This is a genomic window from Candidatus Palauibacter sp. (genome assembly GCF_965261555.1).
Taxonomy (GTDB): Bacteria; Gemmatimonadota; Gemmatimonadetes; order Palauibacterales; family Palauibacteraceae; genus Palauibacter.
On sequence record NZ_OZ253465.1, the window covers coordinates 503,825 to 520,707 of the forward strand.

Annotated in this window: 13 protein-coding genes; 8 read left to right on the forward strand and 5 right to left on the reverse strand. The window is 68.8% G+C overall.

Features of this window, described 5'->3' with window-relative positions; genetic code table 11:
- Positions 1 to 2: 2 nt before the first annotated feature.
- Both ACQY5G_RS02135 and ACQY5G_RS02140 read right to left on the reverse strand, forming a co-directional pair.
- A complete protein-coding gene (locus ACQY5G_RS02135; RefSeq protein ID WP_428276574.1) occupies positions 3 to 1,301 on the reverse strand; it encodes an aminotransferase class V-fold PLP-dependent enzyme in 1,299 nt (432 codons plus the stop codon).
- Positions 1,298 to 1,861 carry a hypothetical protein gene (locus ACQY5G_RS02140; protein ID WP_428276576.1) on the reverse strand — a complete coding sequence of 188 codons (564 nt, stop codon included), beginning with the start codon at positions 1,859 to 1,861 and terminating at the stop codon, positions 1,298 to 1,300. The genes ACQY5G_RS02135 and ACQY5G_RS02140 overlap by 4 nt, the downstream gene beginning before the upstream one ends.
- 111 nt (positions 1,862 to 1,972) lie before the next feature.
- On the opposite strand from ACQY5G_RS02140, the gene ACQY5G_RS02145 reads away from it, so the two are divergent.
- Together ACQY5G_RS02145 and ACQY5G_RS02150 are read left to right on the forward strand one after the other, a co-directional pair.
- A complete protein-coding gene (locus ACQY5G_RS02145) occupies positions 1,973 to 2,893 on the forward strand; it encodes a cyanophycinase (protein WP_428276578.1) in 921 nt (306 codons plus the stop codon).
- Positions 2,894 to 2,928: 35 nt separating this feature from the next.
- Positions 2,929 to 4,179, forward strand: a complete 1,251-nt coding sequence (locus ACQY5G_RS02150; protein WP_428276580.1) for an MFS transporter — start codon at positions 2,929 to 2,931, stop codon at positions 4,177 to 4,179.
- A 27-nt stretch (positions 4,180 to 4,206) separates the two neighbouring features.
- Here the strand turns inward: ACQY5G_RS02150 and ACQY5G_RS02155 are convergent, their stop codons facing one another.
- Together ACQY5G_RS02155 and ACQY5G_RS02160 are read right to left on the reverse strand one after the other, a co-directional pair.
- Positions 4,207 to 4,785 (reverse strand): thermonuclease family protein, encoded by a 579-nt coding sequence (locus ACQY5G_RS02155; RefSeq protein ID WP_428276582.1) that lies wholly within the window; start codon positions 4,783 to 4,785, stop codon positions 4,207 to 4,209.
- A gap of 13 nt (positions 4,786 to 4,798) precedes the next feature.
- Positions 4,799 to 5,569, reverse strand: coding sequence for a DUF6503 family protein (locus ACQY5G_RS02160; protein WP_428276584.1), 771 nt, complete (start codon positions 5,567 to 5,569; stop codon positions 4,799 to 4,801).
- A gap of 77 nt (positions 5,570 to 5,646) precedes the next feature.
- Between ACQY5G_RS02160 and ACQY5G_RS02165 the strand changes: the two genes are divergently transcribed.
- The 6 genes from ACQY5G_RS02165 to ACQY5G_RS02190 all read left to right on the forward strand — a co-directional run bounded on the left by ACQY5G_RS02165 (position 5,647) and on the right by ACQY5G_RS02190 (position 15,229).
- Positions 5,647 to 6,243, forward strand: coding sequence for an FKBP-type peptidyl-prolyl cis-trans isomerase (locus tag ACQY5G_RS02165; protein WP_428276586.1), 597 nt, complete (start codon positions 5,647 to 5,649; stop codon positions 6,241 to 6,243).
- A 34-nt stretch (positions 6,244 to 6,277) separates the two neighbouring features.
- A complete protein-coding gene (locus tag ACQY5G_RS02170) occupies positions 6,278 to 7,135 on the forward strand; it encodes a fumarylacetoacetate hydrolase family protein (protein ID WP_428276588.1) in 858 nt (285 codons plus the stop codon).
- Positions 7,132 to 11,469 (forward strand): M14 family zinc carboxypeptidase, encoded by a 4,338-nt coding sequence (locus ACQY5G_RS02175; RefSeq protein WP_428276590.1) that lies wholly within the window; start codon positions 7,132 to 7,134, stop codon positions 11,467 to 11,469. The genes ACQY5G_RS02170 and ACQY5G_RS02175 overlap by 4 nt, the downstream gene beginning before the upstream one ends.
- Positions 11,470 to 11,566: 97 nt before the next feature.
- The gene (locus ACQY5G_RS02180; RefSeq protein WP_428276592.1) at positions 11,567 to 12,055 is read left to right on the forward strand and encodes a c-type cytochrome; all 489 of its coding nucleotides are present in this window, start codon (positions 11,567 to 11,569) and stop codon (positions 12,053 to 12,055) included.
- 64 nt (positions 12,056 to 12,119) lie between these two features.
- Positions 12,120 to 14,669 carry a cache domain-containing protein gene (locus ACQY5G_RS02185; protein ID WP_428276594.1) on the forward strand — a complete coding sequence of 850 codons (2,550 nt, stop codon included), beginning with the start codon at positions 12,120 to 12,122 and terminating at the stop codon, positions 14,667 to 14,669.
- Between the two features lie 29 nt (positions 14,670 to 14,698).
- Positions 14,699 to 15,229: a DinB family protein gene (locus ACQY5G_RS02190; protein WP_428276596.1), complete on the forward strand. Its 531-nt coding sequence runs from the start codon at positions 14,699 to 14,701 to the stop codon at positions 15,227 to 15,229.
- Between the two features lie 89 nt (positions 15,230 to 15,318).
- On the opposite strand, the gene ACQY5G_RS02195 is transcribed toward ACQY5G_RS02190, so the two are convergent.
- Positions 15,319 to 16,800, reverse strand: a complete 1,482-nt coding sequence (locus tag ACQY5G_RS02195; RefSeq protein ID WP_428276598.1) for a hypothetical protein — start codon at positions 16,798 to 16,800, stop codon at positions 15,319 to 15,321.
- Positions 16,801 to 16,883: the final 83 nt, after the last annotated feature.

Consider the following 16,883-nt stretch of genomic DNA (forward strand, 5'->3'; position numbering starts at 1 on the left):
CGTCAGCCCGTCGTGCGGGCCAGGGCTTCGACGACGCGGTCGACCTGCTCCGTCGTGTTGTAGATGTGCGTCGAGATGCGGATCGCGTTGTGGCCGTCCCGCTGGTGTTCGTCGATGTGGGACGAGATGCTCGCCTCGATCGCACCCACTGCGGCCACCGCGTCGAGGTCTTCCTTCTCGAAGATCGTCGATCCGGGCGCGCTCCGGTCGCGGTCGCCGCTGAGGAGCGTGACGCCGCTCACCTCCGCGAGGCGAGACTTGAGATGATCCGATAGAAAGCGACAGCGGGCCTCCACGGCCTCGAGTCCGAGCGTCGCGACGAAATCGACCGCCGCCCCGATCGCGGCGCGCACCGGAAACGCCGCGGTGCCCGGGGGGCCGAACTGCGGCTGCTCCGCGGTGGCGTCGGGCGCGAAAGCCGTCCGGATGCGGTCTCGCGCATCGCGCCGCACGAAGAGGAAACCGGTCCCGGCCGGAGCCAGCATCCACTTGTGCAGGCTCACGCTGTACGCGTCGCAGCCCAGGGAGGCCAGGTCGATGGGGAACTGGCCCACCGCCTGCGCGCCGTCCACGAGACTCGCGAGTCCGCGCTCGCGCGCGAGGCCGCAGATCGCCTCCACCGGATAGAGATGCCCGCCGCGGGTCACGTGACAGAACGCCACCGCCCGCGTCCGGGGCGTGATCGCGTCCTCGAACCGGGAGAGGACCTCCTCCTCCGGGGGGAGGGGACTGGGGATGAAGACCTCGTTCACCCGAACGCCCTCCCGCACCTGCCGGAACTCCCACGGACGACGGCCCGCCGGATGCTCCTGGCTCGTGATCAGGACTTCATCGCCGGGGCTCAGCGCGAGCCCGATGCTCTGGAGATGGAGCGCCTCCGACGCGTTTCGCGTGAGCGTGAGTTCGTCCGGCTGCGCCGAGAACAGCTCCGCGAGTCCGGGCACGACGTGTTCCGCGATCCGGGCGCTCAGCTCCGAGCGGCCCCGGGCGGGCAGTTCGCCCATGGCCCGATACCCCGCGGCGACCGCATCCACGACCTGCCTCGGCGGCATGCCGATGCTCGCGTTGTTCAGGTAGGCCGTGCCGGGTTCGACAAGGAAGTTCGCGCGCACGTCGTCCCAGTCCGCGTCGTTCGTCCCGGCGGGGGCCCGGAGCGGCGGGAGTTCCCCCGCCGCCGCGTCCTCCTCCCAAGCGGCGCAGGCGGGGAGGCCGAGAGCGGCGGCGCCGGTCGCCCCGAGGCGGAGCCACTCCCTCCGGTCGATCAGGCCGTAGCGGTCGTCTCCGGCACGCACACCGGTCATGGACAGCACGCGGAACTGCGCGAGAAGGACATCGAGTTTCCGCTGGGGAAGCGCAGCGTCAACGCGTCGCCGTCGATCTCGACCCCGGTCGGTTCGAGCGGTCCCTCCCCGTCCCGCGCGGTCATCGCCAGCGGGCTCGCCGGAAGTCCCGCCATCGTGCGTCCGTAGGAAAGGTGATGGAGGTGCTCGAAGGTGAGCGTCTCTCCGTCGAAGGTGTAGCGTCCGCCCTCACCGGACCCGCGCCTCGGTTCGTCGCCATTCATGACGAAGAAGAGGACCTGCCACTCGCCGTCCGTGAAAATGATGCGCCCGCGCACGGGATGCCGGTCGCCGCTCGAAAGGACGTATTCGTTCGCGGCCCAGGCGCCCGCGAGGGCATCGGCTCGAGGCGACGGTGGCTCGGCGTCGGGTGGCGGGAAGCCGGAGGGGCTCCCGGCCAGCGCGGCCAGGCAGAGCGAGGAGGCAAGGAGAGTAAGGGGCGGTGTGGACATAAGCTGCGTCTCCGGGTCGCCGGGGATCCGTTCGCCCCGCAACGTGACGCGGCCCGCGGCAAGCGACAAGCGGCGACTCCGCAGCCACGGACCGCCGGGGTCGCCGGGTCTTCGCGATCCGCGTACCGTGAGATCGTCCGCCCGACGACGATGGGCGTAACCGAATCGAGAGGTCGAGCGATGCGAACAGAACGGGGAGCGTTGAGCGTGGCCGGTGCATTCCTGACCTTGGCGGTGACGGCGTACGGGGCCGCGCTCGTGGCTCCGGCCGCGGTCGAAGCCCAGGAGGTCGGCCCGCCGAACGGGTCGCTCGTGATCGTGGGCGGCGCCATGCGAAGCCAGGAGATCGCGAACCGGTTCGTGCAGCTGGCCGGCGGGACGGACGCGCGGATCGTCGTCATCCCCACGGCGGGCGGGGCCGAGTCCTACGGGCCGTCGTTCGGCGGCGCGAGACCCTTCCAGGCGGCGGGGGTCGAGAACCTCACGGTTCGCCACACGAACGACCGCGATGAGGCGAACAGCGACGCCTTCGTGGCCGCCATCCGCGAGGCGACCGGCGTCTGGTTCACCGGGGGACGCCAGTGGCGCCTCGTCGATTCCTACGCGGGTACGCGGACCGAGGAGGAGCTGTGGGCGCTCCTCGAGCGCGGCGGGGTCATCGGCGGCTCGTCGGCCGGCGCGACGATCCAGGGGTCGTACCTGGCGCGCGGGGACACGGCGACGAACACCATCATGATGGGCAGTCACGAGGAGGGGTTCGGGTTCGTCCGAAACACGGCGATCGACCAGCACCTCCTGTACCGGAACCGCCAGTTCGACATGCTGGAGATCATCGAGGCCCGGCCCGAACTCCTCGGCATCGGGATCGATGAGAACACCGCCATCGTCGTGCAGGGCGACCGCTTCGAGGTCATCGGAGAGTCCTACGTCGTCATCTACGACAACCAGAGCACGCTCGACAGCGGCGGCCTGTTCTACTTCCTCGCGCCGGGCGATCAGTACGACATGGCGGAGCGTCAGGCCTACCGGCCGGCCCGCACCCTGGCGCCCTTCGGACGCGTCGAGCGCCGCCCCTGGTCGACCCGCCGGCCCGAGCGCTGACCCACCCCGCCGGAGCCGGCTCCGGAGGGAGTCCCATGCGCAGGGGGCTGGTCCTCCTCGCGCTCATCGCGGCCGGGGAGGCCGTCTTCTTCCTCCCCTTCGTCCTCGCGCGCGTCTTCCGCCCGACGCTGCTCGACGTGTTCGGGATCACGAACCTGGAGTTGGGGACCGCCTTCTCCCTGTACGGCGTCGTGGCGATGGTCGCGTACTTCGCCGGCGGCCCGCTCGCGGACCGGTTCTCGGCCCGTCGGCTGATGGCGCTGGCGCTCCTCGCCACCGGCCTCGGCGGAATCGTGCTCGCCGGCTTCCCGCCGCCGCGGACGATGAACGTCCTGTGGGCCTTCTGGGGGATGACGACGGTCCTCCTCTTCTGGGCGGCGATGATCCGGGCCACCCGCGAATGGGGCGGGCAGTCGAAGCAGGGACGCGCCTACGGACTCCTCGACGGGGGCCGGGGTCTCCTGGCGGCGCTCGTTGCGACCCTCTCCGTGGCGGTCTTCGCCGCGCTCCTCCCCGGCGAAGCTTCCTCTGCCACGCCGGAGGAGCGGGCCGCCGCCTTCCGCGGCGTCATCTGGGTCTTCACCGGGATCACGCTGGGCATCGCCGTCCTCGTGTGGATCCTCGTGCCCGACAGCGCGCCCGGCGGGGAGGCGGGCGACCCGGAAAGCTCGCAGAAACTGTCGCTGAGCGGAGTGAAAGCCGCCTGCCGCATGCCGGCCGTGTGGCTTCAGGCCGTCATCGTCGTCTGCGCCTACACCGGGTACAAGGCGACGGACGACTTCTCGCTCCTGTCGCGGGACGCGCTCGGGTTCGACGACGTCCAGGCTTCCGGGATCGGTACGCTCGCGTTCTGGATTCGGGCCGCGGCGGCCATCGCGGCGGGCTACCTCGGCGATCGGATCGACGCCTCCCGCGTCATCGTGTGGGGCTTCGCGATCCTCATCGGCGGCTGTCTGCTCATCGCGTCCGGGGTCCTCGTGCCCGGACCCGCCTGGATGCTCATCGCCACCATCGTCACCGCCAGCGTCGGCATCTACGCGCTCCGCGGCGTCTATTTCGCCCTCCTGGCCGAGGGCGCCGTGCCGCTCGCCTACACCGGGAGCGCGGCGGGCGTCGTCTCCGTCCTCGGCTTCACCCCCGACGTCTTCATGGGACCGCTGATGGGCGTCCTGCTCGACAACTCACCGGGCCTCCCCGGGCATCAGCACGTCTTCGCCGCCGTCGCCGGCTTCGGCGCCATCGGCCTCCTCGCCGCCCTCATCTTCCGCCGCGTACGGCGTACGTGATGGTAACCTTCCGGTCGGCCTCCGGCTTCAGCAGCGCTCCCGTCTGAAGTCCGCGGGGCGGCACGTGAACCCCCACTCCGCCCACAGTCCCCGCCCCTCCGCGGAGGCGGCGGCTTCCGCCGCTTCGATCCGGTCCGCGTAGCGCCGGTTGGGCGGGATGATGAACGCGAGCGCGTACCCGCTCGCGACCATGTGTTCGTTCAGCATCTCCCCGCCCGGGAGGAAGAGGTAGGCGAGGTCCCGGTCGAAGGTGTCGACCCGGACGGCGTCGTACTCGACGCCGAGCGGCGTGTTCACGGGGGCGACCCGGAGCAGTTCCTCGCGGGCGCGGGCGCCCCACGGTTCCTGCGCCATCTCCGGGGCGTCGATGGAGAGAATCCGGATTTCCCGGCCATCCGCGCAGCGGACGGAATCTCCGTCGATCACGAAGGACAGGACGCAATCCCCGCTCGGCATGGGGGGCGGCGGGGGCGGGGGCGGCGTCGAATCCGAGCACCGCACCACCGCGAGGGCGGCGATGACGACAGCGGCGGCGATGCCGAACCGGCGACCCTCCCGGCGCGGCCCCGCGATCCCGCCCGGGGCTACGGGCCGGACCGGGGCCATGGGCCGGACCGGGTCACGGGCCGACCCGGATCGTCCCCACCTCATCGGTTCCCAGGTGGCGACCATCGGCGTTCATGTACCATCCCCGCAGTCGCGGCAGACGCAGTCCGCCGTCCGCGGTCAGGCCCTCGAACGTGATGTACTCGCCATCGTTCGCACTCTCGTCGCGGTAGAAGCGGCAGCCCACGAGCTGCGCGGTCCCGGGATCGAAGTAGAAGTACCACGTGTCGCCGCCGGTATCGGGGTCGTAGGTGACCCGGACCGCGTGGACCTCCCGGTCCATGAAAGTGGTCTCGACGATATCCGGATCGAGGTGGGAGCCGGGGTCGGAGATCTTCATCGGAAGACCCGCCAGGAACCCGTAGTAGCTGCGCCAGAACATCCCGTCTTCGCGATGGAGGCGCATGAGCTCGCGGTCCGCGTCGGGGAGGTCCGCCTGCGCGACCCCGTTCACGGTCGCGGACCAGCCATCGGCCGTCGTCTCGTACTCGATCGAGGACCCGCGGTAGCGGCCCGACAAGGCGAAGTCGCGCTCGTCCGCGCCGAACTCCAGCTCGACGGCGACGCGTTCCCCGCCCTCTCCGTCCGTACCGACCCACGACATCGAGATGGACCGGCTTCCCCAGATCCCGTCCGGATCGTGGAAGGTCACCGATCTCGCCACGAGTTCCTGTGCGGGGGTGAGATCGACTTCCGCGACCGAACCGGAGGCGTCCTCCTCCGCCGGAGGACGAGGACCGCAGGCGGCGGCGAGCAGGACGAGCAAGAGCCAGGGAGTTTTCATCTCCCAATACTAGCAACCCGCGTTGAAACGCCGCTACATTCGGGCGATTCGCCACTTTCCACACTCGGAGGCTTTCCATGCAGCGTGACAGGATATCGAACGGGTTTCGGGCCGCGGCGAGCTTGCTGCTCGCGCCCCTCGCCATCGCATGCGCGGGCGACGCGGGAGAGGACTCGGCGGACGGCGGCGAGGGCGCAGAGGAGGCCGCGGCGATGGCCGAGACGGCCGACTCGCCCGAGATGGCCGGCTCGCCCGAGGGCGTGATCACGGATCTCCGGGAAATCGCCTTCGTCGACGAACTCGCGGTCGATCTCGATGCGATGGAGGAGACGGAGAGCGGCCTCTTCATTCAGGTGTTGCAGGGGGGGAGCGGCCCCCCTGCCGGCTACGGCGACGAGATGCATGTGCACTACACCCTCTGGCTTCCGAACGGGAGCAAGGTGGACTCGAGCCACGACCGCGACGAACCGCTTGAGTTGATCCTCGGATCTACCGCTCTGATCGACGGTTGGGTGGAAGGCGTCACCGGCATGCGCCTGGGCGAGCGCCGGAAGCTCGTGCTCCCGTACGACCTCGGATACGGGGAGATGGGCAACCCGCCGCGTATTCCCGCCTACTCGCCGCTCGTGTTCGAGGTCGAACTCGCGGAGCACATTCCCACGGGAGAAGGCTGATCGTGATCCGGACCGGGGCGATCGGGCCGGGGCCGTGACCGCGTACATCCGCTATCTCCCGCCGGACGCCACGGACCACACGTACGCCGCGACCGCCGGGGACGGCGGCGCCCGCTGGGGGGTCGTGGAGGACGAGGTCCTCGCGGACGGAATCATCGAGGGCAGCATGGTGGAGGAACTGGAGGAGCCTCCGTTCGGCGGGGAGGTCCGCACCGGGAAGCGGATGCCGCTCGATGAGCTTCATCTCCTTGCACCGGCGACGCCTTCGAAGGTGATCGCGGTGGGCCTGAACTACCGGAGCCACCTCGACAACAGCCCGATCGGGACCCGCCCGGAGCCGGCGCACCCCCCCCTCTTCGCCAAGCTGCCAAGTTCGATCGTCGGGCCGGGCGCCGCGATCAAGATTCCCCCGGACGCGGAAGTCGTCCACGCGGAAGGAGAAGTCGTCGTCGTGATCGGCCAGGTGGCGCGCCACATCGGTCCGGAAGGGGCCGAGGACCACATCTTCGGGGTGACCGCGGGCAACGACGTGAGCGAGCGCACCTGGCAGCGCGACGACCTGCAGTGGCTCAGGGCCAAGGGCAGCGACTCGTTCGGGCCGCTCGGGCCACGGATCGTGACCGGCGCGGCGTGGGACGATCTGCGCCTGCGCACGCGCCTCAACGGCGAGGTCGTGCAGGACGCGCGCACCTCCGATCTCATCTTCTCCATCCCCGAGATCATCGCCTACGCGAGCCGCTACTTCACGCTGCTTCCCGGCGACGTGATCTATACGGGGACCCCCGGGAAGACATCGGCGCTCGCTCCCGGAGACCGGGTGGAGGTGGAGGTGGAGGGCGTCGGCGTGCTGGCGAACGACGTGAAGGTCGAATCACGGAAGGACGGGACATGATGAAGCCCCGCACGCAGTCGTTCGGCGGCCCGCGGCAAACCCCTGCGTCCGCGGCGAGAGCCGTGTCGGTCGCTCTTGCGTTGGCGGTCGTGTCCGCCGCGCCTCCGGCCTCCCGCGCGCTCGCCGCCCAGCAGACGGCGGACCTCGCCACGCTGTTCGAGTTGGGGACGCTCGTACTCGATACGAACGGCGACAGCGTGCCCGATCTCGTGAACGCCGCGCTCGTTCTCGGGGACGACCCCTCGTCGGCCACCCGGGCGGCGGGCGCCGAGGTCGCCGCCCGGCTGGGGTTCGAGACCATGGCGATGGATCTGCCGCTGTCCCGGGACCCCGATGGCGGACAGGTCGGGATCGTCGTGGGACGGAGCGGACTCGAGGGCGCCGGCCTGCGTTCGCCGGGCATCGACCCCGCCTCCCTCGATTCGGGGGAAGGAGCCGTGGCGGTGCGCGAGGAGGGCGGGCGCACGTGGGTGCTCGTGGTCGGCGGGGACGACGAAGGGCTGCAGGCCGCGGCCCGCCTGTTCGCCGGAGTCCTGCCGCATACGCGAACGCTTTCGACGGCGGAGCTGAGCCGCGTCCGGGACGATCTCGCCGAGACGCTGGAGGCCGGGGGCGTGGCGGACGCGGCCGTGCGCCTGACCCAGGCGAGGGTCAGGGCGGGACAGGCGGGCGTGGGACGCGTGATCGCCGAGATCGAGGTGGATGAGGCGAACCTGGGCGCCGCCGCGGAACTCCTCCGCGGACTCGACACGGGCGACGAGGCCGCCGAGGCCGGCGAACCGGAAGCGACGGAGGCCGAGGCCGGGGACGAATCGACCGACGCGGAGGCTCCCTGGACGCGTCTGGCCTACCCGGGGCTCGAATCGGTGGAGGCGCGGCTGGCGGGCGGCCCCACGATCCGGATCGCCGGGCGCGCGGCGCCGGATGCGCCGGGGCCCGTCGCCGGCCGGCCGGGCAGCGGCGACAAGAACGACATGGACCTTTCCAACCTCTACACCTCCGATGGGCTGCTCGGCGGGGGGGTGCTCCCGAACCGCGTGGACGCGATGCTCGCGCCCGGCGAGGGGGGCATCGACGGCCTGCCCGAGCTGGCCGGGCGGCTCGGACTCGAATCGACCGGGATCACCGTGCCGCTCGTCGCCCCGGCTTCCTCGATCGAACGGGCCGCCGCCCGGCCCACGCTGGTCCTGGCCGGGGTGGACAACGCCCTGACCCGGCAGCTCGCCGACAGCGCGAAGATCGATACGGGTTCGCTCGCCCCCGGCGAAGGGCTGATCCAGGTGGTCCCTGCGGCCTTCGGGTCCAAACCGGCGCTCGTCGTCTCCGGCGCCGACGCCGCCGGGGCCGAGCGCGCGCTCGATCAGCTGGCCCGGACCTTCCCGCACATCGCGGAGCGCGGCGACGACCGCCCGACCGTCGACGACGTCGAGCGCGGCCTGTGGGATGCGCTGTCCGGCCACTCGCCCGTGGGCCAGGCGGCGACCGGCCTCTACAAGCTCGGCCGCATCGCCGGCAAGCTCGCGGACCGGCAGATCGCCCGCGCGGACGTGCTGATGTCCGTCGAGAAGGCGGACCCCGGCCTGCAGGCGTACGTGCAGGCCCGGGCGGCGGAAGCGCTGGGCATTTCCGATGGCGCCGTCGACGTCACGATCGATGATCGCGATGTCCGGCGGGCGGCCACGATCTTCGCCGACACGCTCGCCCTGCCGTCGGAAGTCGACCGCTTCCGGGAGCTGTTCCGCGACCGGGTGCTTCCGGCAGCCGCATCCGCCGCGGCCGGCGGCCCCATCCGGGTGGAGGCCCGCCTGAGCGAGCCGCCGGGAATCCGCCGTCAACTGGAGGAGGAGGCCCGGGACGCCCTCATCGAAGCGGGGGCGCCGGCCGACGCGGTCGAGGTCCGCGTCCTCTCCGCCTTCAAGCAGGGCTATTCCTGGCTCGAAGAGGTGATCCTGCCGCAACTCGCGGGCCGGGACCCCGGTGAGATCGGAGAGATCGTCATCCGCTTCCGCCGCAACGATCCGCCGGCGGACTGGCCCCAGCAGGCGATTCACACCCCCGTCCGCTGGCTGCACGAGATCTTCCCCATCGACGAGGTTTTCGCGCGCGACCTCGGCCTCGAACTGGAGAAGATCCGCTTCGAGCAGACGACCGACGGACCGACCTACGAGGTGACGGTCACGGATTCGAGCGGCGACGAGATCCTGTCCGGCGATTTCGATCCCCGACGGGTGATGCGCCCGTATTTTGACCGCTTCCGGGACTACGAGCACGTCCGCGTGACGACGGGCTGGATCCACGCTGCGGCGGGAGACCGCACGCTCGCCGACGAACGCATCGTCACCGACCCCGAGGCCTTCTGGGACCATTACCAGAGCGTCGTTCTGCCGGCGATCTACGACTATGTGATGGACCGGCACGACGGGATTCCCGACGGCGGGGACGCGGACGCGCCCTACTTCGGGGAACTCACGGTCGAACTCGAGATGAGCGAGCCCAACTACCGGCTCGAGATCGACAACGAGATTCACGCCCCGATGGACGCGCTCCACGAGGAGATCTACTTCGGGACGATCGAGTTCTTCGACGTCCTCGGCCGGAACTCGCGCGGCCAGGGACTCACCTTCCCCGGGCGCATCCTCCCGATCATGCGGCCGCGGGGCGACGGTCGGCCGGCGGAACTCCGCCTGAGCTTCACGGGATTTGCGGTGTCCCGGCCCGCGGTCGTCGTCGCCTTCGAGGATGCGGCGGGCGCAGCGGACACGATGCGGCTCGACATCCCGAAGACCGGTCTCGAACGGCCTTCCGCGCGGCTCGCCGTGGTGCGCGCGGGCGAGCCCGGGATCGCGCACCTCGGGCTGCGCGTTCGCGTCGACACGGACGCCGACATGCGCGACAGCCTGCTGAACTACGCCTCGCCGCGGCAGGTTGACCGAAACATGGTCTCGGCCGCACAGGTCGAGGCCACGGTACGCGAGATCGAGGCGCTGCGCGCGGGCGGCCTTTACGCCTCCTCGCTGGCCTGGGCCGGCCTCGGTTCCCTCGAAGTCTGGGCCGAATGGACGCACGAACAGGACCCGGAGTCCCGCCGGACCGCCCGACTGGCGGCGAACGGCACGCCGTCGCCACCGCCCGACTGGCGCGGCCTCCTGCCCGAAGGCTGGAGCTACGGGGGCGAACGCCTCGTCCAGTGGGAGACGCCGATGCCGCCGCCCGAAGGCCACGGAATCCTGGCCAGGATGGCGGAGGCCTTCGAGGAAGTGACGATGTACAAGGCGGGCGAGTCCTACCTGGGCAGGGACATCTGGGCGGCGGATCTCATGCCCCCGGTCGCGGCTTCACACTGGTCTCGCGTGAAGGCGACGACCTTCAAGCCCACGGTCATCTACTCCGCGCGGCAGCACGCGAACGAGGTCTCCTCGACCAGTCACGTCCTCCGGCACGCGGAACTCCTCCTCACGGACCCCGCACAGCGGGCGAAGCTCGACGACGTGAACGTCATCATCCACCCGTTCACGAACCCCGACGGCGCCCAGCTCGCGTACGACCTGTACCGGATCACGCCGGACTTCATACTGCACGCCGGCTACCTGGCGTCGCTGGGAATCGACGTGATGACGGGATCCCGCGATGACCACCCCATCTATCCCGAGGCGCCCGTCCGAAACCGGCTGTGGGGCCGCTGGCTGCCCGACATCTTCCTGAATCCGCACGGGTATCCCTCCCACCAGGTCGTGCAGTTGTTCAGCGAATTCTCCGGACTCGTGCGGCGCGGCCGCGTGACCGAGCGCAACTGGGGCTTCAACAAGGGCTGGTTCATGCCGGGGTTCGGGTACGTCGACAGCCCCGACTTTCCCCGGCACCGGGACGCGGCATTCGAGATCCGCGACTACATCACGCGCGGGATCAACTCCAACCGCGACGTGTTCGAGATGAACCAGCGCACCTATGAACGCTATCGCCGCTACGGCGCCGCATACGACCCGGACGTGTTTCGCCTCCCGATGACGGACAGCGTGCTCATCGAGATGCCGCTCAAGGGATCGAGCGGCGAATCCCGGTTCGGCTTCGATTCCCGCATCACGATCTGGTCCGGCACGACGGAAGCCCCCGATGAGACGGCGTACGGCCCGTGGATGGAGCTGGTCGCGAAGGCGGGACTCTCGTGGAACGAGGCGCTGCTCGACTACCTGTACGAGGGAGAGCACGAAGTGAAACGCTCCGGCTCCTCCTTCTTCGGCGGCGTGTCGCTGCGCATGAACCGCCCCCGGCCGCCCGAGGACGACGACGAATCGGAAGAGGAGGAGGCCGTCACGACGGACGGCGGAAGCTCGTAGGAGCGCGTACCTGTGTAGTGTCGCATACTTGCTCCGCCCCGGCTTCGGAATTCAGGTTGGGGGCGTTCCCGGACCCGTTCAACGCAGAGGAAACCCGATGCACATATCGAACGACATCTCGAACCGCCTTCGGAACGCTGTCCCGTGGAGAGGGATTCGCGCGTCGGTCTGGGTGACGGCGGTCGCGGTCATCCTCGGCGCCTCGAGCCTCGCGGGCCAGGAGGAGGGTGGCGAGGACGGTGAGGCCGAGGAGGCAGCGGCCACGCTCAGCACGACCCAGGGCGTGTTCAACGAGGAACAGGCCACGCGGGGCGAAGACGTCTTCTGGAACATCTGCGCCGAGTGCCACTTCGAGGAGGACTTCGGGGGACCGTTCATCCAGTCGTGGATCGGCGCCTCGGTGAAGGACCTCGTGGACGAGATCGTGGCCACGATGCCGGAGGACAACCCGGGCGGTATGCCCGTGGAGCAGTATCTGGACGTCGTCACGTACATGTTCAAGATTAACGGCATGCCCACGGGCGAGGACGAACTCGCGACTGACGACATGGGCGCCGTGGAGATCGAGGTCGACCTCGACCCCTGACGCCAGGCGCGACTCGCTCCGACAGCCTGCCGGAGTCCGTTTTCCGGAGCCGAGGAAAGATGCCATGCGAGTCACCAGCGCTCCCACGCTGCTATTTGCGCTACTCGGTCTGACCACCGCCGCACTCCGGGCGCCCGCCGTCAACGCACAGGTGCCCAAGGTCACCGCCGGTGAGGTGGTGGGCCGCGAGACCCTGCAGGGGTTCGTGACCTACGCAGCGTCCGTCGCCGCCGCCATCACCGACATCAACCAGGGATCCCAACTCATCCAGGCGGTGAGGACGGAGGGCGGCGACTATAACGTCGGGAACATGTACCTGATCTTCCTGACCACCGACGGTCAGGTGTTCATCCACGGCGAAGACCCGAACCTCGACGGCAAGAACGTGCACGGGGTGCTGGACGACAACGGGAACCCCGTCGTCCAGCAAATCCTCGCCGCCGGGGCGGCGGGCGGCGGGTTCGTGGAGTGGTGTTGGGATGATCCCTTCGACCCGAACGACCCCCGCTGCAAGGACAGCTACGCGCTCCAGCACTTCTCCCCGGTGGCCGGAGTGGATCTGGTCGTGGTGGGCGGGTACTACCAGGATCTGTCGGGCGCCGGGCAGCCGCTGCCTCCCGTTCCGCTTCCCGAAGTCTCCGCCGCCGACGTGGTCGACAGGGAGACGCTCCAGCAGTTCGTGGACGGGTCGGTCGTCTGGCTGCGAGACCTCATTGGGCAGGTCGGGTTCGAGCGCGCCAACGAATGGAAGGGCGTGCTGAGGGAAGAGGGCGGACACTTCAAGTCCGGCCCCATCTATCTCTTCATCTTCACTCCCGAAGGGTACGTCATCTTCCACGGCGCCGACGCCTGGCGTGAGGGCCGCACGGCGATCGACAACACGGACCTCCAGGGGAGACCCTTCGTCAGGGAGGTCATCGCCGTCGCCCAGGGGGGCGGGGGGTTCGTCGAGTACTTCTGGGACGATCCGACGGTTCAGGGGGATGAGGACACCGGAACCCCCAAGGTAAGCTACGCGGTCTCGCTGCGGAGCGACCTGCCCGTCTTCCAGGGGGTCGAGTTCATCGTCGGCGCCGGGTTCTACCGGAACTTCTCGACCGCCGAGGCGGAGATGGCGGCGGCGGACTGGCTCGACCGGTTCGGCCGCTCGGTGGCGAGTCAGGCGATGGAGATGATCGGTAATCGGGTTTCGCCTTCGCATCCGGGATCCGACGACCTCACGGTCGGCGGGCGCACGATCGATCTCGCCGCGCTGAATGCTCAAGGCGGACTGTTCGGCGGCTTCACAGGGCTGGGCCAGGGGAGTTCGGGCTCCGCAGGCACCGGCCGCGTGGCGCCCACCGCATTCCTGCCTGCATCCGTCGGCGGCCTCGTGGGCGGGACATCCTTCCAGCTTTCCCCCGGGCAGGACGCGGGGGGCGGCGGCAACTACTCGCTGTGGGGCGCCGGCGAGATGATGCGGTTTTCCAGCGGCGGTGACGGCGGACTCCACGACGGCGAAGTCGTCACGGCCGCGTTGGGGGCCGACTACCGGTTCGGATCGGTCCTCGCGGGGCTCGCCCTGTCCCGCAGCATGGGATCGGGCGGCTTCGAACTGGGGCGGGCCGGAGAAGATGACGTCGGCGACGTGACGACGTCGCTGACCAGCGCCTTCCCGTACGCGCGGCTCGCGCTCAACGAGCGGCTCTCGCTCTGGGGCGTGCTCGGGTACGGGTTCGGCCGACTGAACCTCTCGGGCGGCGGCGAGGAGGACCCCTCGAGCGACATTTCGATGCGCATGGTCGGCCTTGGGGCGCGCGGGGAGCTTGTGGGGACCGGCGATCCGCGCGACTTCGCGCTCGCTCTGCGGTCGGACGGCTTCGTGGCGCAGATGCGCTCGGAGGAGGTCGAGGGACGGAGCGAACTCACCGCCGATGTGAGTCGCGTCCGGCTGATGCTCGAAACGTCGACGGGATACACGCTCACCGGAGGAGAGGTGGTCCAGCCGCAGCTTCGCGTCGGCATGCGCCGCGACGGGGGCGACGTGGAGACCGGGTTCGGCATGGAACTGGGCGGTGCCCTGACCTTCCTCGATCTCGAGCGGGGTCTCACGATCTCCGTGCACGGCCGCAAGCTCGTGGCCCACGAACAGAGCGACTACGACGAGTGGGGGCTCGGAGGATCCCTCACCCTCAACCCGCAGGGCGGGGGCCGGGGGTTGTCGCTCGGCGTGAGCCCCTCGTGGGGATCGACGGCGAGCGGCCTGGCGCGGCTGTGGGCGCAGGGGGCGACCGCGTTGACGCCGAACGGGTACGGGTACGGCAGCCGGAGAGTCGATGCGGAGGTGGGATACGGCATCGACGCGCTGGCGGGCCGGGGCGTCTTCACGCCGTACGCAAGGCTGGTGCTGTCCGAACAGCCGGGTCCGGGACAGTTCGGCGGAGGCCACTTCCAGGGTCCGGTAGCACTGATGCCGCTCGAAACATCGGGGCAGAGCCTCCATGGCTACCACCTGGGCGGACGTCTCAACGTCGGTTCGGGCCTCTGGCTGAACGTCGAGGCCGGCCGGAACGCCTACGGCGCCGGTCCGGATCCGGCGAACAGCCTGATGCTCAACCTCTCCATGAACTGGTAGGGGACAGGATCGGGGTCCGCGGCAGCAGCGTGAATCGTCTTTCCGATCCCTACACCGCGCGAGACTCCCTCGCCGGAGTCCGCGTCGGAATCCAGGGCTGCCTTGAACGAGCCGCTGACGCTGACCGTCTGGCCGTCTCCGCACCCGGAGTCTCTGCATGGAGCGTACAGGACCACCTCGAGCACCTGCTCTTCTCCGACCGGAAGGTGCTGGACTGGGTGGTTGAGGTTCTGGCCGCACCGAACCCCGGGACGAGAGAGCAGTTCCCGAGGGAGATTGGAGTGGCACTCCTGGCGCGTGGTTCGATCCCGCGCGGCCGCGGACCCGCCCCGGACTTCACTCTACCGGACGGCCTGCCATCTGCCGACGTCCGGGAGGGGTTCGAGGCGTTGCGTGATCTGGCAGCGAGCCTCGAGCCGCAGCTGGCGGAACTGGACGCGTGCCGGCATACGCTCCCGCATCACGTTCTGGGGCACTTCACGCCCGCCGAATGGCTACGCTTCCTCCACCTCCACCACCGCCATCACGAAGCGATCATACGAGACATCCTGAACGCCTGAGCCAGGCGAAGCCGTCTTTTTTTGGGGGGGGTCGGAGGCCACGGCGCTGCAAAGGCAAGCGCCTGTTGTATGCGGGACAAGTCCCGCCGTTACAAGAAGAGCCGCATACGCTGATCGAGTATGGGGCGCGTGAGGATGCCGGTCGCGTTCAAAACCTCCAGGTTGAACGACTCTCGCGAGCTACGCCCCCGCCATTCTTCCGCCAGCCATACAAGATCCTCTGCGGCGATGAGCGCGATGTCGGTATCCGATCCTGACTCGGACTTCAAGCGAAGGGCGTTACCCAAGGCATCGTCAGCCACGGAGGGGGCGATGATGAGGAAGCAGGAGACTCTCTTCTCTGAATCACGGATGTACCGTTTGAACTGTCTTAGGTGGCTCGGGGGAAACGAGTACACGGTCTCCTTGCTCTTGTTGTCCCAGAGAAGCAGTTCCTTGTTCTTCCCGAACACGATACACCCATCCGCGTGATCGGTGCCTTCCATGTGTTGTAGCTCCAGGCCGAGTCTTTCGCGGAAGAGATAGCGCGTGCCCTCCTCAAAGGCGCCCTCAATCTCCCGATCCTTTGCGATGACTCGATTCGCCAACAGGTTCGCGCGATCGCGGGCCGCCAACTCGACGAGGTACTTGTAGTAGAGTTCACCGGGCGGTGTCTCGTCGGCGACATCCCTTATCACCAAGTTTGCGAAGTGACGAATGATCCTTTTGATCCTCGTGGTTTTGCTGCCGCTCACCTTCAGGCCTGGCACCGACGCGCAAAGTTGGTACAAGTCTTCGTTCGAGAGGCGCGTCAGCGCGGTGCTCGGCTTTACGCCTGCCAAGAGCACCCTCTCGACGCGGATTTCCTTCTTACCGGACTCCGGCATGCCTTCCGCGCGGAGGATCGTCGCCAGTTGGACCAGCGTGAGGTTGGAGAGCAGTTTTTCCCAAGCTTGAGGCCCCAATTCGATGCCCAAGACGCGCCGAACCGACGGAGCCACCTCCTCGGGAATCACATACAAGCCGCCATTCGCACGGTTACAGTAGAAGACGATGCCGCAGCGTTGAAGATTGAGCAGAGACTCCCGGCACTCCGCTGCTGTATGCAGAAGGTTCCCCTTCCGGGGGAAATGATCCAACTGGGCCTGGATGATCCGCATGGCCAGGGGCGATAAACCCAGGCTCTCGCGCAGCACTCGCAGGAGTTCCAGCTCCTGGTTGGTCACGACTGCGTCCCGCAGCGCGACCTTCATGACGGTCCGAAACACCTCCACGGACCGCGCATCTTCGTAACGGAGCGCATCGGGAGAAGCGGCAGCATCAAGCACTTGCTGTTGGAGTTCTGTGACGTTCTCCACGATGTCCAGTTCGGACGCGGTGCAGTCAGGTGCACCGATGAGGGCCTCAAGCACACAGGTCTGGCGGATCTGATCTTGAAGGCGACCATCGAAACTGAGAACCGCCTCGATTCTCCGCGGATCGGTCAGTTCACCCTTGTTCCGCAGAATGATCTCTCTCGCCCGCTCCTCATCCGACTTTGGGAAGTCCTTTGTGAAGCTGTCGACGACGCGCTGCAGAAGGCCCTTCGTCATCAGCTCGATCGCATCAGCGACTCTCAAAGTTCACGCTCCGTCGAGTGGGTTACCAAGACGCACGCATCCTCAGAGCCCTAGCC

Bases quoted from the DNA above. Each gene is read 5' to 3' on its own strand.
- ACQY5G_RS02135 (WP_428276574.1), bottom strand. From the start codon at position 1,301: ATGACCGGTGTGCGTGCCGGAGACGACCGCTACGGCCTGATCGACCGG.
- ACQY5G_RS02145 (WP_428276578.1), top strand. From the start codon at position 1,973: ATGCGAACAGAACGGGGAGCGTTGAGCGTGGCCGGTGCATTCCTGACC.
- ACQY5G_RS02150 (WP_428276580.1), top strand. From the start codon at position 2,929: ATGCGCAGGGGGCTGGTCCTCCTCGCGCTCATCGCGGCCGGGGAGGCC.
- ACQY5G_RS02155 (WP_428276582.1), bottom strand. From the start codon at position 4,785: ATGGCCCCGGTCCGGCCCGTAGCCCCGGGCGGGATCGCGGGGCCGCGC.
- ACQY5G_RS02160 (WP_428276584.1), bottom strand. From the start codon at position 5,569: ATGAAAACTCCCTGGCTCTTGCTCGTCCTGCTCGCCGCCGCCTGCGGT.
- ACQY5G_RS02165 (WP_428276586.1), top strand. From the start codon at position 5,647: ATGCAGCGTGACAGGATATCGAACGGGTTTCGGGCCGCGGCGAGCTTG.
- ACQY5G_RS02175 (WP_428276590.1), top strand. From the start codon at position 7,132: ATGATGAAGCCCCGCACGCAGTCGTTCGGCGGCCCGCGGCAAACCCCT.
- ACQY5G_RS02180 (WP_428276592.1), top strand. From the start codon at position 11,567: ATGCACATATCGAACGACATCTCGAACCGCCTTCGGAACGCTGTCCCG.
- ACQY5G_RS02185 (WP_428276594.1), top strand. From the start codon at position 12,120: ATGCGAGTCACCAGCGCTCCCACGCTGCTATTTGCGCTACTCGGTCTG.
- ACQY5G_RS02195 (WP_428276598.1), bottom strand. From the start codon at position 16,800: ATGACGAAGGGCCTTCTGCAGCGCGTCGTCGACAGCTTCACAAAGGAC.